This window comes from Methylobacterium sp. C1, assembly GCF_001854385.1.
GTDB lineage: Bacteria > Pseudomonadota > Alphaproteobacteria > Rhizobiales > Beijerinckiaceae > Methylobacterium > Methylobacterium radiotolerans.
In genome coordinates, this window is sequence record NZ_CP017640.1 from 2,441,288 (window position 1) to 2,464,765 (window position 23,478).

23 protein-coding genes are annotated in these 23,478 nt (G+C 66.9%); 12 read left to right on the plus strand and 11 right to left on the minus strand.

Annotated features, from left to right (window positions below):
- Positions 1–252 precede the first annotated feature (252 nt).
- Positions 253–1,791: an MDR family MFS transporter gene (locus tag BKE41_RS11265; RefSeq protein ID WP_199825838.1), complete on the minus strand. Its 1,539-nt coding sequence runs from the start codon at positions 1,789–1,791 to the stop codon at positions 253–255.
- Between the two features lie 257 nt (positions 1,792–2,048).
- Here BKE41_RS11265 and BKE41_RS11270 point away from each other — a divergent pair, with 257 nt between their 5' ends.
- Positions 2,049–3,266: a TIGR03862 family flavoprotein gene (locus BKE41_RS11270; protein ID WP_012318989.1), complete on the plus strand. Its 1,218-nt coding sequence runs from the start codon at positions 2,049–2,051 to the stop codon at positions 3,264–3,266.
- Positions 3,267–3,291: 25 nt separating this feature from the next.
- On the opposite strand, the gene BKE41_RS11275 is transcribed toward BKE41_RS11270, so the two are convergent.
- On the minus strand, positions 3,292–4,209 hold the full coding sequence (locus tag BKE41_RS11275) for a collagen-like protein (protein WP_070999398.1): 918 nt from the start codon (positions 4,207–4,209) through the stop codon (positions 3,292–3,294).
- Positions 4,210–4,434: 225 nt separating this feature from the next.
- On the opposite strand from BKE41_RS11275, the gene BKE41_RS11280 reads away from it, so the two are divergent.
- From BKE41_RS11280 to BKE41_RS11295, 4 genes are read left to right on the plus strand one after another with little or no spacing between them, the layout of a single operon-like run.
- The gene (locus BKE41_RS11280; RefSeq protein ID WP_070999400.1) at positions 4,435–5,220 is read left to right on the plus strand and encodes an ImuA protein; all 786 of its coding nucleotides are present in this window, start codon (positions 4,435–4,437) and stop codon (positions 5,218–5,220) included.
- Positions 5,147–6,874, plus strand: coding sequence for a DNA polymerase Y family protein (locus BKE41_RS11285; protein ID WP_245295947.1), 1,728 nt, complete (start codon positions 5,147–5,149; stop codon positions 6,872–6,874). The genes BKE41_RS11280 and BKE41_RS11285 overlap by 74 nt, the downstream gene beginning before the upstream one ends.
- Positions 6,871–10,161 carry an error-prone DNA polymerase gene (locus BKE41_RS11290; protein WP_070999402.1) on the plus strand — a complete coding sequence of 1,097 codons (3,291 nt, stop codon included), beginning with the start codon at positions 6,871–6,873 and terminating at the stop codon, positions 10,159–10,161. The genes BKE41_RS11285 and BKE41_RS11290 overlap by 4 nt, the downstream gene beginning before the upstream one ends.
- 44 nt (positions 10,162–10,205) lie before the next feature.
- Positions 10,206–10,670: a hypothetical protein gene (locus tag BKE41_RS11295; RefSeq protein WP_070999404.1), complete on the plus strand. Its 465-nt coding sequence runs from the start codon at positions 10,206–10,208 to the stop codon at positions 10,668–10,670.
- A gap of 39 nt (positions 10,671–10,709) precedes the next feature.
- Here BKE41_RS11295 and fae read toward each other — a convergent pair whose 3' ends face one another.
- Both fae and BKE41_RS11305 read right to left on the minus strand, forming a co-directional pair.
- Positions 10,710–11,249, minus strand: coding sequence for a formaldehyde-activating enzyme (gene fae / locus BKE41_RS11300; RefSeq protein ID WP_012318995.1), 540 nt, complete (start codon positions 11,247–11,249; stop codon positions 10,710–10,712).
- A gap of 62 nt (positions 11,250–11,311) precedes the next feature.
- On the minus strand, positions 11,312–12,553 hold the full coding sequence (locus BKE41_RS11305) for a divalent metal cation transporter (RefSeq protein WP_024830256.1): 1,242 nt from the start codon (positions 12,551–12,553) through the stop codon (positions 11,312–11,314).
- An 80-nt stretch (positions 12,554–12,633) separates the two neighbouring features.
- On the opposite strand from BKE41_RS11305, the gene BKE41_RS11310 reads away from it, so the two are divergent.
- Positions 12,634–12,849, plus strand: a complete 216-nt coding sequence (locus BKE41_RS11310) for a hypothetical protein (RefSeq protein ID WP_012318997.1) — start codon at positions 12,634–12,636, stop codon at positions 12,847–12,849.
- A gap of 18 nt (positions 12,850–12,867) precedes the next feature.
- On the opposite strand, the gene BKE41_RS11315 is transcribed toward BKE41_RS11310, so the two are convergent.
- Both BKE41_RS11315 and BKE41_RS31160 read right to left on the minus strand, forming a co-directional pair.
- Complete coding sequence (locus BKE41_RS11315) at positions 12,868–13,317, minus strand: hypothetical protein (RefSeq protein WP_012318998.1); 450 nt, start codon at positions 13,315–13,317, stop codon at positions 12,868–12,870.
- Between the two features lie 419 nt (positions 13,318–13,736).
- Positions 13,737–14,333, minus strand: a complete 597-nt coding sequence (locus BKE41_RS31160) for a hypothetical protein (RefSeq protein ID WP_159392743.1) — start codon at positions 14,331–14,333, stop codon at positions 13,737–13,739.
- 194 nt (positions 14,334–14,527) lie between these two features.
- Here BKE41_RS31160 and BKE41_RS30255 point away from each other — a divergent pair, with 194 nt between their 5' ends.
- On the plus strand, positions 14,528–15,457 hold the full coding sequence (locus BKE41_RS30255; protein WP_245295948.1) for a hypothetical protein: 930 nt from the start codon (positions 14,528–14,530) through the stop codon (positions 15,455–15,457).
- A 438-nt stretch (positions 15,458–15,895) separates the two neighbouring features.
- On the opposite strand, the gene BKE41_RS11320 is transcribed toward BKE41_RS30255, so the two are convergent.
- From BKE41_RS11320 to BKE41_RS11340, 5 genes are read right to left on the minus strand one after another with little or no spacing between them, the layout of a single operon-like run.
- Positions 15,896–16,282 carry a hypothetical protein gene (locus BKE41_RS11320; protein ID WP_083374344.1) on the minus strand — a complete coding sequence of 129 codons (387 nt, stop codon included), beginning with the start codon at positions 16,280–16,282 and terminating at the stop codon, positions 15,896–15,898.
- 11 nt (positions 16,283–16,293) lie between these two features.
- Entirely contained in the window at positions 16,294–17,316 is a 1,023-nt protein-coding gene (locus BKE41_RS11325) for a hypothetical protein (RefSeq protein ID WP_070999405.1), read from the minus strand.
- A gap of 35 nt (positions 17,317–17,351) precedes the next feature.
- Positions 17,352–18,347 carry a phage protease gene (locus BKE41_RS11330; RefSeq protein WP_070999406.1) on the minus strand — a complete coding sequence of 332 codons (996 nt, stop codon included), beginning with the start codon at positions 18,345–18,347 and terminating at the stop codon, positions 17,352–17,354.
- A 55-nt stretch (positions 18,348–18,402) separates the two neighbouring features.
- Positions 18,403–19,449, minus strand: a complete 1,047-nt coding sequence (locus tag BKE41_RS11335) for a hypothetical protein (protein ID WP_070999407.1) — start codon at positions 19,447–19,449, stop codon at positions 18,403–18,405.
- Positions 19,446–19,859 (minus strand): LuxR C-terminal-related transcriptional regulator, encoded by a 414-nt coding sequence (locus tag BKE41_RS11340; RefSeq protein WP_070999408.1) that lies wholly within the window; start codon positions 19,857–19,859, stop codon positions 19,446–19,448. The genes BKE41_RS11335 and BKE41_RS11340 overlap by 4 nt, the downstream gene beginning before the upstream one ends.
- A 317-nt stretch (positions 19,860–20,176) precedes the next feature.
- Between BKE41_RS11340 and BKE41_RS11345 the strand changes: the two genes are divergently transcribed.
- The 5 genes from BKE41_RS11345 to BKE41_RS31170 all read left to right on the plus strand — a co-directional run bounded on the left by BKE41_RS11345 (position 20,177) and on the right by BKE41_RS31170 (position 23,409).
- Positions 20,177–20,545: a hypothetical protein gene (locus BKE41_RS11345; protein ID WP_070999410.1), complete on the plus strand. Its 369-nt coding sequence runs from the start codon at positions 20,177–20,179 to the stop codon at positions 20,543–20,545.
- 62 nt (positions 20,546–20,607) lie between these two features.
- Positions 20,608–21,063: a hypothetical protein gene (locus BKE41_RS11350; RefSeq protein WP_070999411.1), complete on the plus strand. Its 456-nt coding sequence runs from the start codon at positions 20,608–20,610 to the stop codon at positions 21,061–21,063.
- Between the two features lie 302 nt (positions 21,064–21,365).
- Entirely contained in the window at positions 21,366–22,205 is an 840-nt protein-coding gene (locus BKE41_RS30260) for a ParA family protein (RefSeq protein WP_083374345.1), read from the plus strand.
- Positions 22,198–22,710 (plus strand): hypothetical protein, encoded by a 513-nt coding sequence (locus BKE41_RS31165; RefSeq protein ID WP_159392744.1) that lies wholly within the window; start codon positions 22,198–22,200, stop codon positions 22,708–22,710. The genes BKE41_RS30260 and BKE41_RS31165 overlap by 8 nt, the downstream gene beginning before the upstream one ends.
- Before the next feature lie 6 nt (positions 22,711–22,716).
- Complete coding sequence (locus BKE41_RS31170) at positions 22,717–23,409, plus strand: hypothetical protein (protein WP_159392745.1); 693 nt, start codon at positions 22,717–22,719, stop codon at positions 23,407–23,409.
- The last annotated feature ends 69 nt before the right edge of the window (positions 23,410–23,478 follow it).

Consider the following 23,478-nt stretch of genomic DNA (forward strand, 5'->3'; position numbering starts at 1 on the left):
GGGCGATCCGGGCGAATCAAGGGCAGAGCGCCGGCGTGGCGCGCGGACCGGTGACGATATCCGGCCCCCGTGGCCCCGGCGCGACGAAGGAGCGCGTCACCTTCCGGATGCCGCCGGAAGGCGCGAGCACCCGCACGCGTCCGCGACCTGCTCCGGAGCGGTCTCCCGTCTCGGCCCCGCCCGCGTGCGCGGTGACGGGATCCCGGCCCGGTCCGGCGTCGCGGGATCGGCACAAGTCCACCCCGGGGGCCGTCAGGCGGAGGCCTCCGGCGTCTCGGCGGCCATCTTCGGCGACGTGCGCTCGCGCAGGGGCCGCTCCTCCATCAGCGCCAGGAACGTGAAGGCGCCGAGCAGGCCGAGGCAGGCGGCCAGGAAGACGTAGCGGAAAGTCAGGGCGAGCTGGGCCGGGTCCGCGCCGCGGATCAGGCTCTCCACGTCGTGCGCCCCTCCCCCTGCCCCGCCCGCGGCGCCGCCGAGCACGATCGTCCCGAAGGCCGCCACGATCAGCGCCCCACCGAGGGAGCGGAAGAAGTTCATCGCGGCGGTGGCGATGCCGAGCTGGTGCGTCTCCACGGCGTTCTGGATCGAGATGGTCGAGAGCGGGAGGATCGTCCCGATTCCCATGGAGAGCAGCGCGAACAGCACCTCCATGAGCCAGAAGGGCAGCGCCCGGCCCTGCCAGGCGATGGTGGCGCAGCAGGCGAGACTGACGCACATCATCGCCAGCGGTACCCGCTTGTAGTGCCGGAAATGCAGCATCGACCGGCCCGACAGGGTCGCGCCCGTGACGGTGCCGATCATCAGCGGCACCAGGGCCACGCCGGACTCGCTCGCCGAGAGCCCGATCACCCCTTCGAGGAAGATCGGCACGTAGATGGTGAGCCCGATGAAGGTGCCCATGGCGAAGCAGGCCGCCAGCGTCGCGCTGTAGACCACCCGGTCCCTCAGCACCTCCGTGGGGATCAGCGGCTCCGGCGCCGTGGCGAGCCGCGCCGCGAAGCCGCCCCCCAGCACGGCCGCCCCGGCGAGGAGGGCGAGGACCGGCGCCGAGTCCCAGGGATAGCGCACCCCGCCCCAGCTCAGGGCCAGCAGGAGGGTGACGGAGCCCGCCACCATCAGGGCGGCGCCGGGATAGTCCAGCCGGTGGCGGCGCTCGTGGCGCGGCAGGCGCTTCAGGTTGGCGTTGGTGAGCGCGAAGGCGAGGCAGCCGATCGGCAGGTTGATCCAGAAGATCAGCGACCAGTGCAGGTGCTGGGCGAAGAAGCCGCCGAGCAGCGGCCCCGCCACCGAGGCCGTCACGAACACGCCCGCGATCACCACCTGGTAGCGCGCCCGCTCCTTGGGCGACATGATGTCGGCCAAGATGGTCTGCGCCAGGGCGATCAGCCCGCCGCCGCCGACGCCCTGGAGGCCCCGGGCGAGCGCCAGCGCCACCATCGTGGGCGCGAGCGCGCAGGCGAGCGAGCCGACCACGAAGGTCGCGATGGCGATCAGCAGCATGATCCGCCGGCCGTGGATGTCGCTGAGCTTGCCGTAGAGCGGGGTCACCGCCGTGGAGGCCAGCAGGTAGGCGGTGACGATCCAGGGCAGGTTCGCGGCGTCGCCGAAGTCGAGGCCGATGGTCGGCATGGCGGTCGCCACGATGGTCTGGTCGAGGGCCGCGAGCAGCATCGCGGTCATCAGCCCGTAGACGATGGCGCGGATCTCGCCGGGGCTGAGCGCGGCCTGCGGGCCGGCCGGCCGCGCCCGGGTTTGCGGCTGGACCTCGGTGACGGCGACGGGACTGGCCACGTGTCTGAGAGCCTCTGATCCGGACCGTGCCGGCCGACCGTCCGGGGCGGACGGGGCCTGGGGCGGCATGAGGAGGTGTGCGGACGGACCGCGGTCGCGGGCCGGTGTGCCGGTACCCGCGGCGCCCGGGATCGGAAAGAACGCAGGTCCGGACGTACCCGGTTCCTAGCGCAACGCCGGAGGCCAGCCCATGGCGCCCGGCGCCGATCCGGCCTTCGCCCTTGACAGAGGGCGCCGGGCTGTCGCTCTCCCGGCCCATGCCGGATGACAGGGATGCAATCGCCATCGTGGGCGGCGGGCCGGCCGGGCTCGCCGCGGCCGAGCTGCTGGGGGAGGCCGGCCGCGCGGTCACGGTCTACGAGCGCATGCCGTCCGTCGCCCGCAAGCTGCTGATCGCCGGGCGCGGCGGCCTCAACATCACCCACAGCGAGGCGCGGGCGGAGTTCCTCGCCCGCTACCATCCGCGCGGCGTCCTCGACGCGGCCATCGCGGCCTTCCCGCCCGACGCGCTCAGGGCGTGGTGCGCGGATCTCGGCGAGCCGACCTTCGTCGGCTCGAGCGGGCGCGTCTTCCCGCAAAGCTTCAAGGCCTCGCCGCTGCTGCGGGCGTGGCTGGCGCGGCTCGACCGCCTCGGCGTCCGGATCCGCACCCGCCACCGGCTCACGGGGATCGCCGAAGGCCTGCGCTTCGAGACCCCGGACGGTCCCCTGGACCTCCGCCCCCGCGCCACCCTGCTGGCGCTGGGCGGGGCCAGCTGGCCCCGCCTCGGCTCGGACGGGCGCTGGGTGCCGCTCCTCGAAGGGCTCGGCGTGGCGGTGGCGCCCCTGCGTCCGGCCAATGCCGGCTTCGCGGCGGCGTGGTCCGACCTGTTCCGGGAGCGGTTCTCCGGCGCGCCGCTGAAGCGGGTGGCGCTCACCTGCGCGGGCACCACGGTGCGGGGCGAGGCCGTGATCACGGAGGCCGGCATCGAGGGCGGGGCGATCTACGCCCTCTCGCGCCCCCTGCGGGAGGCGATCGCGGCCGTGGGCAGCGCGCGGCTGGTCGTGGATCTCCGCCCCGACCTGACCCGGGAGGCCCTCGCCCGCCGCCTGTCCGGGTCCCGGCCGGGCGACTCGGCCGGGACCCGGCTGCGCAAGGCCGCGGGCCTCGCGCCCGCGGCGGCGGGTCTGCTGCGCGAGGCGGCCGGCGGCGCCCTCCCGACGGAGCCCGGGGCCCTCGCCGGTCTGATCAAGGCCGCGCCCATCACCCTCACCGCCTCCGCGCCGATCGAGCGGGCGATCTCGACGGCGGGCGGCGTCCGGCTCGACGCCCTCGACGGGCGGTCCATGCTGCGCGCCCATCCCGGCCTGTTCCTGGCCGGCGAGATGCTCGACTGGGAGGCGCCGACCGGCGGCTACCTGCTCCAGGGCGCCTTCGCGGGCGGCCGGGCGGCCGCCGCCGGGATGCTCGACTGGCTGCGCGAGACCGGCGGCTGAGCCGCCGGGATCAGGGTTGCCCGCCTCAGGGCCGCGTGCAGAACCCGACGATGCCGGACGCCTCCGCCGGGCAGCTGGCGCCCTCCCCCTCGTAGACCGGCGCGCCGCCCTTGAGGCAGTGGGCCGTGACCAGCATCTCGCCGGTCCCGCAGGTGATCGTGCAGCCCCCCGGGCAGTCGGATTTGCGCACGGGCCGCAGGCTGGCCGCGGCGGCCTCGCCCTTCGGACCCGGGCCGCCCTGCGGTCCGACCGGACCCCGTGGGCCCGCGTCGCCCTTCGGACCCGGTGCGCCCTGTGGGCCGACCGCGCCCGCGAGACCGGGCTCTCCTCTCGGGCCGGGCTCGCCCTGGGGACCCGTATCGCCCTTGAGGCCCCGCTCGCCTTGAGGGCCCTGCTCGCCCTTGGCCCCCTGCTCCCCCCTGGGCCCCTGCTCGCCCTTGGGACCGGTCTCACCCTTGGGGCCCGTCTCACCCTTGGGGCCCGTCTCGCCGGCCGGTCCCGCCGCACCCTGGGGACCGGGCGGTCCGGGCGGCCCCTCGGGCGCGCAGTTCGCCACCACCGCCTCGCGCTCGTCCGGCTCCGCCTTCAGCGTCACCACGCAGGTCGAGGGCCGGTAGGGCAGCCGGAAGGTGAACCGGCCGCGCCGGTCGGCCTGGATCGAGATGTCGTCGTCCAGCACCACGATCGCCCCGGGCTTGCGCACCGAGCCCGAGATCCGCAGGTCGCCGGCCTCGATCCGCGCGTCGTAGACCATGATCGGCTGGCTCGGGGCCTGCGCGTGGCGGACCCGCGGGCGGGCCGGGCGAGACCGCCCCGTCACGGGGGCGGCCGCGGCCGGATCCGGACCGGCGGCACTTGGCGGATCCGCCTGCTGGCCGAGTGCCGCCCCCGACAGGGCGAGCAGGAGCGTCAGGGTGAGGGCTGAGCTGAGGGCTGAGCGCATGCGCGGTCCGGTTCGGCCGCGTCACGCGCGCGGCGTCGGGACATTGGTCTCGCCCTGCGATTGCGGTCAACCGTGACCTCGAACCCTGCGGTGGCTGTCGAGTCCACCGGCGTCCACAGCCGTCCACAGGCCAAGCCGCTGCCGCCACGCGCGATTCCGGGACCCTGCGGAAACCGTTTGTGCATGTTCCTGTTCTGTTCCTATCGTCCAGCATGACCGGAGCCGATGGAGATGGGGCTGGACCCTGCGGACGAGACCGAGGCGGCGCTCGCGCCGAGCGATCCCCGGGCCCGGCTGGCGGCCCTGCGGGTGCGCCTCGCGCCGCCGGACCGGGGCCGGGATCCGTCCCCGGTCCTGCCGCTCGGCGTGTCGGACCTCGACGCGCACCTGCCCGGCGGCGGCCTCGTCCTCGGGCCGCCCCACGAGATCGCGCCGGCCGAGCCCGCGGACGCGATCGCGGCCCTGGGCTTCGCCCTGGCGCTCTGCGCCCGCCACCTCGCCCGGGCGCCCGGAGAGGCGCTGATCGCCGCCGCGCCCGGCCAGCCCCTGCCCTACGGACACGGTCTCGCCGGCCTCGGCCTCGACCCCGGCCGCCTGCTGCTGCTGGAAGCCGGCAGCGACGCGGAGGTGTTCCGCGCCCTGGAGGCGGCCCTGCACGCGCGGGCGCTCACGGCCCTGATCGGCCTCCTGCGGGACGGGCTGCCGCTGAAGCCGGGCCGGCGCCTGCAGCTCGCCGCGGAAGGGCCCGCGCCGCCGCTGCTGCTGATCCTGCGGCCGGCGCCCGCCAGCCTGCCCAACGGGGCCGCCACACGCTGGCGGATCGCGGCGGCGCCGGCGGCGCGGGACCGGTTCGGGACCCTGGACAGGCCGCGCTGGCGGGCGCGGCTCGACCGCTGCCGCAACGGGCGGGGCGGCGACTGGCTTGTGGAGTGGGACCATGCCGCGCATCGTCTGCATCTGCCTGAGCCACTGGCCGGTGACGCGGCTGCGGCGGGCGGGTCTCGCGCCTGAGCGCGGCCCCCTCGCGGTGGCGGCCGAAGGGTCCGGCGGGCTGCGGCTCGTGGCCCTCGACCCGGAGGCCCGCGCCCTGGGCCTCCGGGTCGGCGAGCCCCTCGGCCGGGTCCGGGCGCGGATCGGCGTCCCGCTCCAGGTCTATCCCGCCGACCCGGAAGCCGACCGGGACGCCCTGCTGCGGCTGTGCCGCTGGGCGAGCGGGTACGCGCCCCTCGTGGCGCCGTTCGGGCCGGGTGAGGCGGCGGACGGGCTCTACATCGACGTCGCCGGCGCGAGTCAACTGCGCGGCGGCGAGGCGAACCTCGTCGCGGACCTGGCCGCCCGGCTCGCGCGGAGCAGCGTCCCGGCGGGGATCGCGCTGGCCGACACGCCCGGCGGCGCCTTCGCGCTGGCGCGGCATGGCGGGGGCGACCGGGTCGTGGTGCCGCCGGGCGGGGCCCCCGAGGCCCTGCGGGCCCTCCCCGTGGACGCCCTGCGCCTCGATCCCGGTACGGTCGCGGGGCTGAAGCGGCTCGGCCTGCGCCGGATCGGCGAACTCGACGCCCTGCCCCGGGGGCCCCTCGCCCGCCGATTCGGCGCGGCGCTGCTCCTGCGCCTCGATCAGGCCCTGGCCCGCCGGCCCGAGCCGCTGGCGCCCCTGACGGAGGCCGCCGCCTACGCCGCCGCGCGCGGCTTCCTCGACCCGATCGGGCGGCAAGCGGACATCGTCCGGACCGTCCGGGACCTGATGGCCGAGACCGCCCCCCGGCTGGAGCGGGACGGGCTCGGCGCCTGCGCCCTGCGCCTCAGCCTGCACCGGGTCGACGGCGCCCTGCGCGTCCTCGATCTCGGCCTATCCCGCCCCGAGCGCTGCCCGGAGCGGGTCGCGACCCTCGTCTCTCTGCGCCTCGACCGGCTGGGCTCCGCCCTCGACGCCGGCTTCGGGTTCGAGACGGTGGCGCTCGCCGTCACGGTGACCGGTCCCATGCCGGCCCGCCAGACGGATCTCGGCGCGGCGTCCGCGGCCGACGGGGTCGGCGTCCTGGCCGATGCCCTGGCGCAGCGCCTCGGGCGGGCGCTCCTGCGGCTCGAGCCCCGGGCGAGCCACCTGCCCGAGCGGGCCGACCGGAGCCGGGTCTGGGTGGCCGGAGAGGGGCAGGGAGAGGGATCAGGTCCTGCGGGACGCGGCGCGACCGCCTCTCACGGCGGCGGTGTGCTCGATCCCGACGCTTCCCGTCCCTCACCCCGACCTTACCCCGCACGGGAGGGGGGGCCGGGTGCGCTCCTTGATCAAGGGCGGCGTTCGACCCCGATGGGGGCAACCTCCCGCACAGGGATGGAAGGGAAGGCGCGCACCCGCGCGTCCCCCTGGCCCGAAGACCTCCCGCCCCGCCCCCTGGTCATCTTCCCCCGCGGCGAGGCCGCCCTCGACGTGCTCTCGACCGTTCCGGAGGGGCCGCCCCGGCGCTTCCGCTGGCGCGCCCGGATCCACCGGGTCACCCATGCCGAGGGGCCGGAGCGGATCGCCGCCGAATGGTGGCGCGAGCCCGGCGCGGATCGCGATTACTACCGCATCGAGTGCGAGGCCGGGCACCGGCTCTGGCTCTACCGCGACGGCCCGCACGCCCCCGACCGCCCGGCCGCGTGGTACGTCCACGGGCTGTTCGCGTGACCGCGCCTCAGCTCCCGTACGCCGAGCTCGCCGTCACCACGAACTTCTCCTTCCTGCACGGCGCCGCGCACCCGCAGGAATTCGTCGCGCAGGCGGCTTCCTACGGCCTCGAGGCCATCGGCATCGCCGACCGCAACACCGTGGCCGGTGTGGTGCGCGCGCACGCGGCGGCCCGCGCCCTCGAACCGCAGGGCACCGCGATCCGGATCCTGCCGGGGGTGCGCCTCGTCACCGAGGAGGGGTTCGAGGCCGTCACCTACCCGATGGACCGCGAGGCCTGGGGCCGCCTCTGCCGGCTGCTCACCCTCGGCAACCGGCGCGTCCGCAAGGGCGATTGCCGCTTCGCCTTCGCCGAGATGCTGGAGGCCTCGGAGGGGCAGATGTTCATCGCCATGCCGCCGGCCCGGCGCCTGCCGGAGGGCTTCCGGGCCCGGCTGGAGGCGCTGGCCGCCGCGGCCCCGGGCCGGACCTTCCTCGGGGCGAGCCACACGCGCCGCGGCGACGAGCGGCGGCGCCTCGGGCTGCTCGCCGAGCTGGGCGCGGCCTCCGGCGCCCCGATGGTCGCGGTCTCGGACGCGCTCTACCACCATCCCGACAGGCGCCCGCTCCAGGACGTGGTCACCTGCATCCGCGAAGGCTGCCGGATCGAGGACGCCGGCTACCGCCTGGAGGCCAATGCCGAGCGCCACCTGAAGCCGCCGTTCGAGATGGCGCGGCTGTTCGCCGACCACCCGGAGGCGCTGGCCCGCACCGTCGAGATCGCGCAGGCCTGCGCCTTCGACTTGGCGCAGCTGCGTTACGAGTACCCGGACGAGCCCGTGCCCCCCGGGCGCACGCCGCAGGAATACCTGGAGGAGAAGACCTGGGAGCGGGCGCGCTGGCGCTACGCCGGCGAGGTCCCGGACGCCGTCGCGGCGACGCTCCGCGAGGAGCTGCGGCTCATCGCCAAGATGGACTACGCCCGCTACTTCCTGACCCTGTTCGACGTGGTCGAGTTCGCCCGCGGCCAGGGCATCCTCTGCCAGGGCCGCGGCTCGGCGGCCAATTCCGCCGTGTGCTTCTGCCTCGGCATCACCGCGGTGGACCCGTCGAAGCACCGGCTGCTCTTCGCCCGGTTCATCTCGGAGAACCGCGGCGAGCCGCCCGACATCGACGTCGATTTCGAGCACGAGCGCCGCGAGGAGGTGATCCAGCACCTCTACGCCCGCTACGGGCGGGAGCGGGCCGCCCTCTGCGCCACGGTGATCCACTACCGCCCGCGCATGGCGATCCGCGAGGTCGGCAAGGTCCTGGGCCTGACCGAGGACGTGACCGCGGCGATCGCCGACACGGTCTGGGGCTCCTGGGGCACCGGCATGCCGGACCGGCACGTGCGCGAGGCCGGCCTCGACCCGGAGAATCCCGCGATCCGTCAGGCGCTCGACCTCGCCCACCAGCTGATCGGCTTCCCCCGCCACCTGTCGCAGCACGTCGGCGGCTTCGTGCTGACCCGCGGTCGGCTCGACGAGACCGTGCCGGTGGGCAATGGCGCCATGGCGGACCGCACCTTCATCGAGTGGGACAAGGACGACATCGACGCGATCGGGCTGATGAAGGTCGACGTGCTGGCGCTCGGCATGCTGACCTGCCTCAAGCGCGGCCTCGACTTCCTGGAGCGGGACCACGGCACCTTCTACGCGACGCTGGCCGACCTGCCGCAGGACGATCCCGCGACCTACGCGATGCTGGCGAAGGCCGATTCCGTCGGGGTGTTCCAGGTCGAGAGCCGGGCGCAGATGTCGATGCTGCCGCGCCTGAAGCCGAAGGAATTCTACGACCTCGTGGTGCAGGTCGCGATCGTGCGCCCCGGCCCGATCCAGGGCGACATGGTCCACCCCTACCTGCGGCGGCGCTCCGGGATCGACCCGGTGGAGTACCCGGCCCCGCACCCGGACCACGGCCCGGCCGACGAGCTGAAGGAGGTCCTGCAGAAGACCTACGGGGTGCCGCTGTTCCAGGAGCACGCCATGCAGATCGCCATCACGGCGGCGGGCTTCACCCCGGCCGAGGCCGACGGGTTGCGCCGGGCGATGGCGACCTTCCGCCATGTCGGCTCGATCGGCGGGTTCGCGGACAAGTTCGTGGGCGGCATGACCCGCCGGGGCTACCCGAAGGACTTCGCCGAGCGCTGCTTCGCGCAGATCCGCGGCTTCTCCACCTACGGCTTCCCGGAGAGCCACGCGGCGAGCTTCGCGCTCCTCGTCTACGCCTCGGCCTGGATGAAGTGCCGCCACCCCGACGTCTTCCTGGCGGCGATCCTCAACGCCCAGCCCATGGGCTTCTACCAGCCGGCCCAGCTGGTGCGCGACGCCCGCGCCCACGGCGTCGAGGTGCGCGGCGTCTGCGTCAACGCCAGCGACTGGGACTGCACCCTGGAGCCGGGCGGGAATCCGGCCTTGCACGCCGTGCGGATCGGCCTGCGCGCGGTGCGCGGCCTGCCGGAGGCCGCCATGCGCCGGCTCGTGCGGCTGCGCGCCAACGGCTACGCCAGCATCGAGGGCCTGCAGGCGTCCCTCGCCCTGCCCCGCAACGCCCTGGAGCGCCTGGCCGAGGCGGACGCGTTCCGCTCGCTCGGCCTCGACCGGCGCGCCGCCCTCTGGATGGTCCGCACCCTGGAGGGGACCTCGGCCCGCAAGGCCGCCCGAGCCGATCCGAGCGAGCGCCGGGCCCATCTGCTGGACGCGCCGCTGCCGCTCTTCGCCTGGCACGCCGATGACGGCCTGTTCCGGCATGAGCCGGCGGTGGACCTGCCGGCCCTGGCCCCGTCCGAGGCGGTGGCCGAGGATTACGCCGCCACCGGCCTGTCCCTGCAGGGGCACCCGGTCGCGTTCTTCCGGGGGCGGCTCGCCCGGATCGGCGCGATCCCGGCCCGGGCCCATCTCGATCCGGCCCTGCCTCAGGGCGCGCGGGTCACGGTGGCGGGCCTCGTGCTGATCCGCCAGCGACCGGGCACCGCCAAGGGCGTGGTCTTCCTGACCCTGGAGGACGAGACCGGTATCGCCAACGTGATCGTCTGGAAGGCGGTGTTCGAGGCCAACCGCCGGGCCGCCATGCAGGCCCGGTTCCTCGCCGTGCGCGGCCGGATCCAGCGGGCGGACGGGGTGGTCCACCTCGTGGCGGAGGGGTTCCGCGACCTCACCGCCTCCTTAAGCGACCTGCGCGAGGCCGGCATGAGGCTGCCGCCCGAGACCACGGATTTCGGCGTGCCCCCGGACCGGCGCGTGTATCGCAGCCGGGATTTCCACTGAGGCGCGCCCCTCGACAGGCCCCGCGCCGGGCGTAGAGTGCGGCGATGTCGAGCTTCGCCGTTCCGCGCCTCCTCCTCGCCGCCTGCGCGGCCCTGCCCCTCCTGGCGGAGGCCGCCCGGGCCGACAGCTGCGACGACCTCACCCGCCAGATCGCCGGCGCGATCGGCGGCCGGGTCGGCAAGCGCGCCGGCCCCAGCATCGACATCCGCGTGGCCGGCCCGATCAAGTTCGACGTCACCTGCCGGGCCGAGCCGATCGTGCAGGCGACCTCCGCCGAGCCGGCCCCCTCGTCGGCCTTCTTCCGCGACCTGTCGGTGGCCTCCGAGATCCTCGTCGGCGAGCCGGCCGCGACCGTCGAGCCGATCATCGCCAACGCCTACCGGACCGCGCTGGCGGAGCGGCGCAAGTCGTTCATCCAGCAGAACGGCTGGTCGGCCTCCTGCTACACCGACCCGGGCAGCAGCACGGTGCGCACCCTCTGCTCGGTGGGGCGCATCCCGCCGGGCTGAGGCTTACCTGAGCCGGCAGGATGCGGTCCGCGCGGCCGATCAGTACTCGATCACGCCGTCGAGCGCGTAGTGCTTCACGGTCTTCCGGTTGGCGATCAGCTCGTCCACCGTCGGCTCGCCCTTGAGGGCGCGGGCGATGGCGAGCTTCGTCGCCTCGTAGTTCGTCCGGTAGAGGTCCTTCTGGTCGAGGTTGTCGTCCTCCGCGCAGCGGGGATCGAGCCAGATCATGATGATCATGCACAGCTCGTCGAGCCCGTCCTTGGGCAGGATGCCCTCGATGATGCAGTCCACGATCGCGTCGCCGGTGGCGGCCTGGACCACGCCGCCGAGGAGTTCGACGTACTCGGCCGTGTGGATCGTGGCCTTGGTGGTCATCATCGTGGCCGGGCGCACCAGCTGGTTGAGGTCGCGCACCACGAACATCCGCGTGTGGCCCTGGACCTGCCCCATCATCGACGCGAAGGCCTGACCCACCGGACCGCGCACCGAGCCGATCAGCACCTCCGGCATGGCGTCGGTGTACTGGCCCTCGGCCGCCAGCACCGTGGCCTCGCCCGCGCGGAACCAGATCTCTTGCATGTTCGAACTCCACCTGATCGGAGCCCGCGGGAGACATCATCGGGGGCCCCGCGTCAATCGCGTCAGAGCAGGCCCACCCCGTCCAGGACGCCGACCATCGCGAAGGCGACGGTGAGGCCCGACACCGCGTAGACCAGCCACTTGTAGGCGCCCGCCACGCGCTGTCCCTCGGGCAGGGCCCGGGTGGCCAGGAGAATCAGCAGGCCGAGCGCCAGGGGAAGGAGCAGCGCGTTCATCACCTCCACGGCGATGTTGAGCGCCACGAGGTTCGGCACGAGCTGCACGGCGCCCGCCCCCGCCGCGACGGCGAGCGCGAAGGCGCCGTAGAAGGCCGGCGCCTCCCGGGGGGACTGCTCCAGGGAGTGGGGCCGGCCGGTCACGTCGCCGAACCCCCAGGCCAGCGCCAGGGCCACGACGTTGAGCGCCACGAAGGCCGCCGCGACGATGCCCACCCCGAACACCACCTGTCCGAGCCACGGCCCGAGGGCCGGCGTGAAGGCGCCCGCGAGGTCGCCGACGGTCTCCAGCCCCTTCGCGCTGCCCTGCCCGGCCTTGCCGATCGTGGCGGCGGCGGCGACGAGGATCGCGCCCATCACGCATTGCGAGATCACCGCGCCCACGAGCGTGTCGAGCCGCGAGCGCCGCGCGTGCTCCCAGCCCAGGCCCTTATCGACGATCGCCGACTGCTGGTAGAAGATCATCCACGGCATGATCACCGCGCCGATATTGGCGGCGATCAGCACCCGGAACTGACCGTCGCCCAGCGGCATGTGCCCGAAGGAGGCGACGATCTCGGACACGTTCGGCCGCGCCGCGGCGGCGAGCCCGACGAAGACCAGCTCGAACAGTCCGACCACGATCGCCACGACCTCCACGCGCCGGTAGCTCCCGGTGAGGACGAGCCCGAGGAGCAGGCAGGCCGGCAGGCCGAGGCTCACGAGCCGCGGCACCCCGAACAGGTCCCCGATGCCGGCGATGCCGGAGAATTCCGTGACGATGGCGCCGAGGCCGGCGACCACGAGGCCGCCGTACGAGATCCAGGCCCAGACCGGCCCGTACCGCTCCCGGATCAGCGCGCCGTGGCCGCGCCCGGTGGCGGTCCCGAGCCGCACCGTCAGCTCCTGGACGACGTACAGGATCGGCACCAGCAGGATCTGCAGGAGCAGCAGCGCGTAGCCCCAGCGCGCCCCGCTCTGGGCCGCCGTGATGAGGCTTCCGACATCGGTATCGGCCAGCATCACCACGAGTCCGGGGCCCGCGGCCTTGAGGTAAGCGGACAGGCGAGGCAGGGAAGCGCTGGGCACGGCTCGGGAACAGTCCCGCGCACGGGCGGTTCCGGCGGGCGCCTGCGGCGTTTTCCCGGGGCAGGCGGGAGGAGCGTGAGATGGCGGAGAGCACGGATCGGGGCTCCGGCTGGAGCCTGCAGGCGAGCGCCGTGCCCGACGGGGTGCGCCTGGAACTCGCCCTCGCCGACCTCGGCGGCGCGCCGGTGACCGCCGCGATCGTGCTCGACCGGGCCGAGGCCCGGGCCTTCGCCCGCGCCCTGCTCGCCGCCGCCGGGGACGCGGCGGAGCGGACCTTCCCGAAGCCGGGCGCCTGACGGCGCGCCGCCGGCCGGTCAGCGCACCCCGAGGCCGGGGTTGCGGCCCGGCAGGCGGGGGACCACCGTGCCGCGCTTCTCGATCGGCGCGTCGCACGCGTAGGCGAACTCGGTCTTCAGCGGATCGAACACGGTCTCGCCGGTGATCCGGCAATCCTCGCGCACCGTCTCGTCGAGATAGGCCCGGGCGGCGGTGCGGAAGCGCTTCACCCGGGTGGCGTCCGGCTCCGGATCGATCCGGACCTCGCTCAGATTGCAGCCGGTGTACTCGCGCAGGGCGTTGGAGACGATCAGCATCCGGCGCAGCTGCCGGTTGTCGTAGACCTCGTAGGGCTCCTTGCAGCCGATCGTCACGACCTGGGGGGTGAGCGCCACGTAGTTCCGCGAGATGTAGGAGAACCCGGTGGTGCAGCCGGCGAGGCCGAGGGCGGCGAGGCCGAGGGGCAGCAGAGCCGCGGGTCGTCGCATCCTCGTCATTCCAAGAGGGTCCCAGCCCGCGCCCCGGATCCGCCGCCTGCCCGGCGGGGCACCGCGGTGCATTGAAACGGCTCCGCTTGCGCCGTCAATGCGTTTCTCCGCCTTGTCCCGCGGGCGCGCCGCGGCGCGCCGAGCTGTGTATGTCATCGCTAACTGGCGGCAGCCACCTGCAATTGGCGGGATTGGGCGGGATCATGCAGGACGGTGCGAGTTGCATCGCCGTTGATGCGGACACCCTGCTATGGCCCACAATGTCGCAAAGGTGGCCGTCCAGGGATGCGATTAAAGGCCGACAGTTGCTTGCAGGCCACATGGGTTTGTCGGCATCGGAACTCGGCTTGATTTCCGATGCGGCGACGGCCGCTCAGCTTCCGGAGCGTCCGATTTCTCGCGGTTCCTTAGTTTTAATCCTAAGTTGATGAGAGTAATTCAATTCTCGGACTAGTGGTAGTGTTGTTATTAGGGCGCCTTGCAGGTGATATCGTCAAGTACAACATATAAACTACAAGAGCGGCAATAATTGCAAGAATTATTTGCTTGATTGCAACAAATGTTTTTTCTCCTTTTTTTACGCGCTGCCATTCGAATTTGAGTAAAGTCTGAGAGGCAGCCATGAAATCTTTTTCTATTATTTTAATTCTGTCGGGTATCAGGCTGCTGTTGCTGGCTGCTAAGTTTTCAAATTCTTCCATTGTCTTAAGTAGCGCCTGAGCTTGAGCCTCTTTATCGTTTATTCGAAGTCTTATGCTCAGACTCGCTTCATTCAATGATTTGTAATTTGCTATCAATGCTGAGTTGTCGCCTGAGTCGCCGCTCTTCCTAAGGCGCAGGAAATCCGATATGGCATTAATATTTACAATATAAGCAACAAGACTCTTTCTGAGTTCATCGACCCAAGATTGCCTGAACTCGGAAATCTTCTGTTCTTTGCCAAGGATAAGGCCAATCAGGGATATGATCCCTGCTATTATGGCTGCTCCAACTGCCCCCACACTGATATCGATCATCGCTTCGGTCGCAAGTCCTACATCGATCAAAAAGCCTCGAAAAGTGTTTGTCTCCTCACGTAGGATTGTCAAGGAGCAACTTTGAGTTTAAGTAATGGAATTTGGAGAGAGTTACCATTTTCGTATCGAGGTTTGGTCTCGTGTCTGAAAAGCTAATATTCCATTTTGAAGGTGCGCTTGCTGATACGCACAGGATGAATTTCTATGAGTCTGCTAGATTTCAGTACGCTGCCGCAAGGTTGATGGTAAAACTTGTTCAATTTAGGCAAAGCGGCAGATTTGTTAAAAATATAACAAATAATTCAAATTTTGATGTTCAGTTGGTGAGTCAGTCTGACGGATCGTTCAATATAAACATCGAAAGTCCTGAGCAAAGTACTGGAGATGATCCCTTTATGCGGGCCTCGCTGGCGGATCTTGTCGCTTATGTTAGCGAAAGGGTCGTCGAAAAGATCGATGAAAATTCCCTTCAAGACACGACAACAGGCTCGGCTGACCGCCCTCCGGGCGGTGATGCGCCGGGCGACGCGCCGGTGGCGGCATTGGATCGCCTTATTGCGACAATCAGGTCCGGTGAGGCCTCAGCGTCTGATCTCCCTCCCCAGATAGGGGAGCTAATTAAGCGACGGGTTGCCGAGACAGACAGAGAGCAACGTCTTGCGCTCAATCAAGCAGAGATTTCACGCATAGATATCGCTAGAAGTCAGAAGTTGATAGCTATGTCTGCGCCGTTGATAAGCGAAATGGCGACAGCCTTGCGTAGAAGTGCCAATACATTAGAGATAACTACTGCGACGACGGGCGGTTCGAATTCAGTGCTTTTTCTTGACCGAAGGATGGCTCAAGAGATTGAGACTGCAATTGTTGACGATGAAATAACCCCGATATTAGCTGATATAACTCAGTTTAATAAAGATAATGGCTGGGGAAAATTTAAGATCGAGAACGGCGCTAAGGTTATTAACTTCAGCATACCGTATGATATTTTGCCTTCCATCAGGAGAAAACTCATAGACAGTATGAATGTCGACATGGTATATTTGCAGGTATACTACGTAAGAGATCGGTCTGCAGAGATTGTTAGGGCGTTAATTGTTGGTATATTGCCCACTCCAGAGCGATAGGAGGCAGATGTGGCTCCCCGAAGAAAAATTCAAATATCCAATAAATTCGCCTCGACTTAGGTTGCGTGATGATATACGTAATTCGTCAGTTTGTTTTTTACAAGTGTGCGCGCAGTCGCGTCCAATAACGCGAAATAGTTGCTGAGCTGGGGCTGCGGTCTGTTCCAAATCTAGCACGACACGCGGCGGTAGCGTCCTTTAGCTTCATCTGCCCGAAAGCTTCGTAGAGAAACATGCTGACCTCCGGATCCGCAAATAAGCGGCTTCGGGGGTCGATGCTGCGCAAAGCCGGGTGCGGACGCGTGATAGCAGTCGTGTTGGCCACTACGAGTGCACGCTGGCGGCCCAGTAACTCGGCGTAGTGCCACAGAGGGATCGTCACAAGCTCGACGCCTGCGATTGTGTTTCGGATAGGCTCCACGGAAGGTGGGTCTGACATTAGTAGCTCTGCCAGCGCGAGCGAAATACTTGGATCCGGCTGGCCGATGGCGCGCGGCCCGCGCCGAAGCGTTCGACGCACGCCTCGTGTAGCGTCGCCAGCGTCATCCGACCGCGGAACAGGTCGCGAAGGAAGTCTGCCACCTCCGGATCCTTCTCGATGGTCGAGAGGCCGGGCGGTGGTCCCTTCCGCTCCTGAGATACCGCTCTGATCTCGTCGCGAGCCGTTCGCGCTTGGAGGCCGATCAGCTTGCGGTACTCATCTGAGCGGATCACGACCACCTCGACACCCTCACGGCGGCCGAAGAGGGGAAGCGGCTGGCCGGGCTGGATCTCCAGCTCCGGCTGCTGCGGCGGCACTACGTGCGGGCTGCCTTCATCGCTCATTGAAGTGGCCTTCAATAACCGCGCATCGTTTCAGCAGGGATGATCGTTGGCCCCGGCATGCCGGTGATCGGGTTCTGAATGAGAAAGCCTACATCCGGTGCCACCACCAGCTCCCGTAGCCGCTCACCCACGCGCACCACGACCCCGCCTTCTGCGCCAACATCGCGATCCGGCCACGACAGTGCGAAACGCGCTCCATACTCACTAGTGAAGCCGAAGGTGACCCCGCCCGTGGTCGGGTTCGCCATGGGATTGAGATGGGTGAGCGAAATCGCGTTTCCCCACACCCGGGCCATGCGCGCGTCCTGGCCAGGGCGTGCGGTGTTCACGAAGCTCTCGCCGATCGCCAGCGTCTTAAGCCCTTCTCCCGAAAACAGGCGTACGAATTCATCCGGCGTGACGATGCCCTGTCCCGTAACGTTGCCGCGGATCGCGTTCACGATCTTGGGATGGGACGACACCACCGACCACACTGGCCGGCTCATCGTCATCGTGTTGGGTCGGTAGATCAGGGTGGCATTAAATGCCGCCTTGAACACCGCGATTGGGTCGCTTTCCGCATGATCAAACTGGTCCGTGCCGGACAGCGTCAAGCGCTTGTTGATCGCGTAATTGCTGGGATCTTGGACCATCGCGGCCGCGCGCACCTCGCGATCGAGCAAGATGAGGTCTGTAAGCGCCATCGTCGAGAAATCGACGGGGTTGAAGCTGCCAAGCCCACGATCGCGCATGACCTTGGCCTCATCGATGTCCGTCTGCGGGACGCTGAACTCCAGGGCGTGGTCGTTGACCTCGCTGGCATCGCGAGCGCCGCTGAACTCGACCCGTTCCGTCCGGCCGCGGCGGCCCACGAGCGTATTGGGGACGGTGAACACCTGCGCGATCGGATAGCGCGTCCAGGAGAACCTCGGTGCGGGCACCGGCACCCTCGGAAGCACCACGTCGGCAATCAGCGTCGTGCTGTCGTTGTGGTAGCCGAGCGCCAGAGCGCTCAGGACAGGATCGGTCGGGAATGGGCGAGCTGTGCCGGCCATAGGAAATCCTCGGTGGTTTACGCTGGTGGAACCGGCTACCGGCCGGCTGTCGGGTTCTCGTGCGCGAAGCGGATTGCCTCGGCGTGATTGAGCATCCGGCCGCTGGTCGCTTCATTCGCGCGGTAGCGGGCCGCACGGGCGGCCAGCATTTCGGGCCTTTCGGCATCGTTCCGGCCCTGATCCGGTACGTGCCCATCGAGGCCGGAAGGCTGGAGGTTGGGCACTGTGGCAGCGAAGAGACTGGCAACATGAGCCAAGCCGGCGTCGGTGCTGCACAGCGCCTCGTATTGGGACCGCTGAGCAGGAACGATCTTGCGGGCCTTGAGCGCGTCTTCGATCAGGGTCGCGACGCGTGTCTGCCGTTCGGCCGTATGCAGCTCGGCGATCGTGCCGTTAGCCGCATTCAGCGTTGCCACGGCGTCATTGAAGAGGCTGAGAGGCACGAACTCGGACCGGATCGCGCTCAACCTCGCAAGGCAGGCTGCCTCGTCTGCCGCGGCATCGAGGCCGAGCGCTTCTGCGACCGACGCCGGTGCGTTGCCATCCGCCCAGGCTGCCGCGAGCGCCGGCATGTTGCCGAGGGCCGGCGCCGCGACAAGCGAGATCGAGTGCAGCCACGCGGCGTTGCCGGCGGCGTCATGCGGAAACGTCGGAGAGATGTAGGGGTGCGTCCGGGCGGCGAGTGTCGCTTTGCCGGATGCCAACCATTCCATGCGGGCGTAGGTGCCATCCCCACGGGCCTGCATTTCCTTTGCCCAGCCGATGGCAGGGGCGGGCTTCCCGGCCGCGCCGAGGATGGCGATGGCGTGGTTCATGTCCGCAGGCACATCCACGGCATCGGCAGAGAACCGGGCAACGAGGGCTTCCGGATCAAAGGCGAAGGAGCGGCCGTCGCGGGTCTTCACCCGACCCCGAGGGGTCACCTTGATCCAATCCGGCGGTGCGCCGCTGGCGGCCAGTGTCGGCAACTCGCCCGCCAAGACAGCGGTACACATGTTGAGGGGTGGGAGACTCGGTGCGGCTTCGCTCATGGTGTTGTCCGGACTGTGCTGAGGAATGAAGTCGGGCTCGCGTCCCGGCCGGTGGCTACGGGTCGATCGAGGTCTCCACGGTGGTCACCCACCCGACCTCAGGGTTCACGTCGTGGGTAACGATGGTAGAGATCCACGCCGCGCCATCGATCTCGGGTCCGAAGCCGACACACTTCACCGGGGCATCGGCCACAGCCTCGGGGCGGCCGTAGGAGGTAAACAGCCCCGTCCCAGAGTTTGCCGCCCAAGCTGCGGCTACAGCGGCGGCGGCCCGATCCGCCTGATCTCTGGAGCTATAGGTGTGCGGGAGAACGTCGCCATCCTTCCCTTGGCCCTCCGTTTTCTCCGCGCTCTCAAGACGACCTTCATCTGTGTTGAGGTAGCGGGCCGTTACTTTGCGGTACTCAAAGCGAGGCTCAAGCTCCACATCAAATTCGTAGTTGTCACTGTACTTTATTGTGATGCGCGGGAGTTCTTTTCCGCTGACGCTTTGCTTTGAATAGTCCTTCAAAATTAGGACCTTATTGCCCTGGATTTTGACATGCGCACCATTTGCGTCGGCTAGCTCGCTTGCAAAATCGATGGCGCTCTGGTTCCAGCGCAGGAGGTACCCGCCGGGGATCTCCAGCTTTGCAATGTCCGGATGGACGTCTACGGATTGGCCGGTCGAGCGAAATATGCTTTGGAACACGTCGCCCAATGTGTAGTGGCCGCCCTCTTTGTCGAAGTGCTGGCTATCGACGGCTTTGAAATGCTCTACCAGGTTCGCTGATCGACAGATCAGGTGAAGCTGCTGTCCGCGCTTGGGGGAGCCGAAGATGTGTGTGCGCTGGAAGGTGTAGTAGCCGACGAGCACCACATCTGTGTTCGACCATCCGAGCCGCACCCGGAACGGCGTGCCGTCGTTCGGCAGCGGCATGTAAGGCGGCTTCCGAGTGAACATGAAGATGGCTTCGTCGCTCACGTCAGACGCGCGGTCGATCAGCTTTACGCCAATTAATCGGCTCCCCCAGGTTTTCAGCATGTCCTCATCGTTGGGACCGGTGACCTGGAGGAATGGAGCGCGATATTTCGTCGAGGTCCCGAGCGGCCCACCGGTCATGACTGTACCTCCTGCGGGGAAAGGCCTTCGCGGCGCATCCGGGCGCGATGGTTCTCGACGGTGCGGCTACTGACGCGAGCGGCGCGGGCTATGTCCCCCGTGCTGAGGCCGGCTGTGATAAGCTGGCGCAGGCGCTCGGCTCTTGCCTCGCGGTCGCGGAGATAGGCGCTCTCGATCCTGGCCGGAAAGCGCACGTGGCCCCCTCGCCGGAGATCTTGCCTCACAATCTCGATGAGGTGCGCCATCGCGGGCCCGTCCAGGATGCGCCGGAACGGGTGCGCGTCCGACATCATCGCGACGACGCTGAGGCTGACCCTCTTGCCCATGCAGGCTTCGTGGACGTGGTGAGCAACCTCAGTACCGCTGATCTGCTGGATGAGGCTCAGAATGTCTCGCGCGTTCGCCGACATGACCGCCCTTGCCGGACCCCCGTATCCGTATTGGACTGATGAGAGAGACCGAAACGTTTCGACAGGGGGAAGCACTTCCCCCCGTTCCACTTCGGTTCGTCCCGCTATCGTGAGCCGATGGCTACGGAAGACAGTCTGCCCTGACCGAAACGTTTCGACACTGCGAAGCCCTTCGCCGTGTCGGAGGCGAGGGAACGGGTTACGCTGTCGCCCTGCCATCGCGACGGGGCTCGGCTGCTTTTCATCGGGCGCTTAAATCCGGCCCGTGGAGCGGCGTTTGCCCGTTTCCGGCCATCGGGGCCCCAAATTCCTTGAAGATGGAATTGAAGCACCTGAGGCGATTTGAGGGGGTATTGGTGAGCGAAGTCCAACGCGAGCCTCAGGATCTGTCCGCGTTCGCTCGGTTGCTCTGGATCCCAGCCGACGCCGATGAAGCGGCAATCGTCGCCGAGATCGGGCGCAGACGTGCGCCGTGGCCGGAGATCGCTAGCGCGCTCGGCCTGTCACCCGACACGTCGCCTGCCGCGTGCCTCGTTGAGATTGAGCGAGTGAAGGCCGAGCAAGCCGCCGAGGTCGAGCGGCTGAACGTAGAAATCGAGGCCAACCTGGAGCGGATCCGCGCGGCGCGGGTCAAGATCCTGATGCTCGACGCGATCCGTGAAGCGCGGGACACCCTTAATCCGTGAGGGCAGGTTTCGCGGCGCGCCGTTCCGGCGTCTGGCCGAGCTCTCTGACATCGTGAAGTCCGATGGCGCGCGAGATCAACCGGAAGCGGCTGACGCGCCTTTTCGAGCTGCCTGACGGTGCGGCAGATGCCGAGATCGTGGGAAAGATCAGGTTGTTCTGCGAGCGGTTCGAAGACTGCGCCCGAACCTTCGTCCTACCGGCGGGGCTCGACCTGCGCAGCTGTCTCTATGCTCTGTGGGACTGCATGCGGGACGATCGCGAATTCAGCGAAGCGGCCGACAGTCACCTAGACGATGAGATCGAACGGCTGAAGGCGGCGAACAACGAGAGGCTGCGTAGGATACATTCTCGCTACTCGATGCTGGAGCTGATCATTGAAAGCGCCCGCAATCACACCGAATGGGAGGCACCCTCTGTGATCACGGCGCGGCGCAAGGAACAGATGCTCGCGAAGAAGGAGGCAGCCAAAGAGAGGCGGCGTCAGAAGAAGACCGGTGAGGCCGCCGGGAGGACGTGACCCCTCCTACCCGCATTTGGGCAGTGCCTCGATTTCGACCGTCGGCAAAGATAGCTTACCGTGGCACGTTCCAGTCTCGCAATGCCTCTGAGCCAGCACGAGGGCGTAAACGCTCGCTGCGGGTCGAGCTGCTGACGCGCAATGCGCTGAGGCTCGTGGGGTATCCTATCCAATCCAACTTCAGGGATGATGTGACGGAAAACGTCACGCTTTGTAACCGTAAAACTGCAAGAATGTTGCGCTGAGGTTGACTCTCTCGTGCCGGCTCGCTCTCTTTGATCGATGTCACGAGTGGGCCTACGATGAAAACAGTCGCCCTTGTAAATATGAAAGGCGGAGTTGCAAAGACTACGCTTGCGACTAATCTGGCTAATTCGCTTGCTCGCCGCCACAGCAAGCGCATATTATTGATTGATACAGACCCTCAATTCAATGCAACTCAATGCGTTTTCTCTCCATCCGAGTACGTGAAGAGGCGGTCTGAGGGGGCGCATACAATATTGAATGTTTTCAATGATGCTGCGCACACGATAGTAAGTCCTGTTGAGGGCGCCGTAGTTGCGCCTGCCGTTAAGCTGGAAGATATAGTTCCTTGGAAATCCATAAAGGGGTTCGACATCATCCCCGGCGACTTAGAGTTGTATCGCCTCGACATGGGGGCGGGGCAAGGAAGAGAGCAGCGCCTGAAAAGATTTCTTGAGAAAATCAAGGCCGACACTAAATATGATTTCGTCCTAATTGATACGCCTCCAACCCCATCGCCCTGGATGATGAGTGCGCTGCTGGCCTCTGATGCCTATCTCGTCCCGGTGAAGCCTGAGCCCCTCTCAACGGTGGGGATCGACCTGCTTCGGGGTGTGGTCAACCGATGCTCGGAAAACCACGGACATGATATAAGTTGCCTCGGTGTCGTGCTTACGAGCGTCGATGCGCGGACCCTCGTTTTCGACGAAGCTAAAGCCTTTCTTGACCAAAACGCAGCATGGAAGGGTAAGCGGTTTGCGGCTCATATGCCGCATAGGACCAAGATCGCTCGCAATCAGGGGCGGCAAGTCATGATCCTGGGATCGGATTTGGAGGATGCAAAGCTAGCGCTGACTAAAATCACCAATGAGTTCCTGGAACGCATCAAAAATGTCTGATGGAGCAAATACCTCTCGCAAGAAATCCTCGCGTCGTTCTGATGCTCAGGCGGCGCAGAGATTTGTCGAAGAGCTATCATGGCTTCTTACGTCATATTCAGGCTTAGACTTCAAGGCGTTGCAGGATCTTTCGGTTCAGAAAGAGAACCCGCCAGAGTCTTTGCAAAAATTTGCACCTAAAAATCCAAATGTTGTTTATTTGGTCGGAACGCTTCCTGGTCTCTTTATGGATGAAAAGTTGTTTCCAAGCAACGAAGATATTGCAGAATTTTCTTCGCTTGCATTGAAGATCAATATCCCTCGATGGCAGAAGAAGGCCAAATTTGAGTTAGTAGGTCACATCGTTTGCCATGCTGTCAGTCTGAACGACAAGCAGGTAGCGCATCTCACAAGAGCTTTAACGCGTATCGTTGATGGCGAAGTCGATGCCAGGAAATTGATCGAAGATCGAAAAGAAGCGGGAATGAGCTGGAATGTAGTGATTCAAAACCTTCTGTTGCGGTAGTGCTCTATGAGCAACATTGATGGGTACGTCACTGAAGTCCACAATTTTATTTCAAGTCTAAGTTTTGAAAGTCCGCTTTCCGTATCGTTAAATCGGAAGATTTACGTCGGTGTATATAAGTACGTTCACGCTCTTTTGCTTTGGAGAGAGGCGCTTAACCAAGCTGGGAGCGCAGTATCCGCTGATGCTGTCCTGCAGTTCGATGAACTCCTCTCAGATTTAGCGTCAACGCAGGTGCTCGCTCTGGGAGGGCTATATAAGCCCGCGCGCATGATGATGCGAAGCTCGGTGGAAAACATGCTCCGCGTGATTGCGCTTGAGCAGGGCTTTGTCACCTCCGGAGCCAAGTTCACTTTTGAATTAATCACTCTTGTCAAAGCAAGTGCATTGGCAGACGCGAATTCCCCTGTTCGGTCGGATTTGAGCTCAATAGTAGACTCGTACTCCGCGCTTTGCGTTTACACTCACGCGGCCTCTGAGGAGTTCTTATCTCTAAGGGTGCCCATGCGAACTATTTCTCATTTCGACCAATCTGAGTTTGAGGACCTATTCTCAGAAATGAAGAACTTGGCGCAAAGGTATAACAGGTTAATATACAGAATGTATCATAAGGAATTGGCGCGCATCGCGCCGAAAAGTCAGGATTTCATACTAGATGCTTTGCCTAAAAAACTTAAGGGTTTCGTTTCTGCCATTTAGATTTTTTCTTGGCATGCATCATTCAGTGCTGTGGACTAGAGCAGATATACCCTGGGGATTGTGACCTGT

Excerpts from the sequence above, each read along its gene's own strand:
- BKE41_RS31170 (WP_159392745.1), top strand. The coding sequence starts at position 22,717 with ATGAGCAACATTGATGGGTACGTCACTGAAGTCCACAATTTTATTTCA.
- BKE41_RS11285 (WP_245295947.1), top strand. The coding sequence starts at position 5,147 with ATGCCGCGCATCGTCTGCATCTGCCTGAGCCACTGGCCGGTGACGCGG.
- BKE41_RS30255 (WP_245295948.1), top strand. The coding sequence starts at position 14,528 with ATGAATTTCTATGAGTCTGCTAGATTTCAGTACGCTGCCGCAAGGTTG.
- BKE41_RS11295 (WP_070999404.1), top strand. The coding sequence starts at position 10,206 with ATGTCGAGCTTCGCCGTTCCGCGCCTCCTCCTCGCCGCCTGCGCGGCC.
- BKE41_RS11280 (WP_070999400.1), top strand. The coding sequence starts at position 4,435 with ATGGAGATGGGGCTGGACCCTGCGGACGAGACCGAGGCGGCGCTCGCG.
- BKE41_RS11335 (WP_070999407.1), bottom strand. The coding sequence starts at position 19,449 with ATGACCGGTGGGCCGCTCGGGACCTCGACGAAATATCGCGCTCCATTC.
- BKE41_RS11270 (WP_012318989.1), top strand. The coding sequence starts at position 2,049 with ATGCCGGATGACAGGGATGCAATCGCCATCGTGGGCGGCGGGCCGGCC.
- BKE41_RS11350 (WP_070999411.1), top strand. The coding sequence starts at position 20,608 with ATGGCGCGCGAGATCAACCGGAAGCGGCTGACGCGCCTTTTCGAGCTG.
- BKE41_RS31160 (WP_159392743.1), bottom strand. The coding sequence starts at position 14,333 with ATGATCGATATCAGTGTGGGGGCAGTTGGAGCAGCCATAATAGCAGGG.
- BKE41_RS11310 (WP_012318997.1), top strand. The coding sequence starts at position 12,634 with ATGGCGGAGAGCACGGATCGGGGCTCCGGCTGGAGCCTGCAGGCGAGC.
- BKE41_RS31165 (WP_159392744.1), top strand. The coding sequence starts at position 22,198 with ATGTCTGATGGAGCAAATACCTCTCGCAAGAAATCCTCGCGTCGTTCT.
- BKE41_RS11345 (WP_070999410.1), top strand. The coding sequence starts at position 20,177 with ATGGAATTGAAGCACCTGAGGCGATTTGAGGGGGTATTGGTGAGCGAA.
- BKE41_RS11275 (WP_070999398.1), bottom strand. The coding sequence starts at position 4,209 with ATGCGCTCAGCCCTCAGCTCAGCCCTCACCCTGACGCTCCTGCTCGCC.
- fae (WP_012318995.1), bottom strand. The coding sequence starts at position 11,249 with ATGCAAGAGATCTGGTTCCGCGCGGGCGAGGCCACGGTGCTGGCGGCC.
- BKE41_RS11325 (WP_070999405.1), bottom strand. The coding sequence starts at position 17,316 with ATGGCCGGCACAGCTCGCCCATTCCCGACCGATCCTGTCCTGAGCGCT.
- BKE41_RS11315 (WP_012318998.1), bottom strand. The coding sequence starts at position 13,317 with ATGCGACGACCCGCGGCTCTGCTGCCCCTCGGCCTCGCCGCCCTCGGC.
- BKE41_RS11320 (WP_083374344.1), bottom strand. The coding sequence starts at position 16,282 with ATGAGCGATGAAGGCAGCCCGCACGTAGTGCCGCCGCAGCAGCCGGAG.
- BKE41_RS11340 (WP_070999408.1), bottom strand. The coding sequence starts at position 19,859 with ATGTCGGCGAACGCGCGAGACATTCTGAGCCTCATCCAGCAGATCAGC.
- BKE41_RS11330 (WP_070999406.1), bottom strand. The coding sequence starts at position 18,347 with ATGAGCGAAGCCGCACCGAGTCTCCCACCCCTCAACATGTGTACCGCT.
- BKE41_RS30260 (WP_083374345.1), top strand. The coding sequence starts at position 21,366 with ATGAAAACAGTCGCCCTTGTAAATATGAAAGGCGGAGTTGCAAAGACT.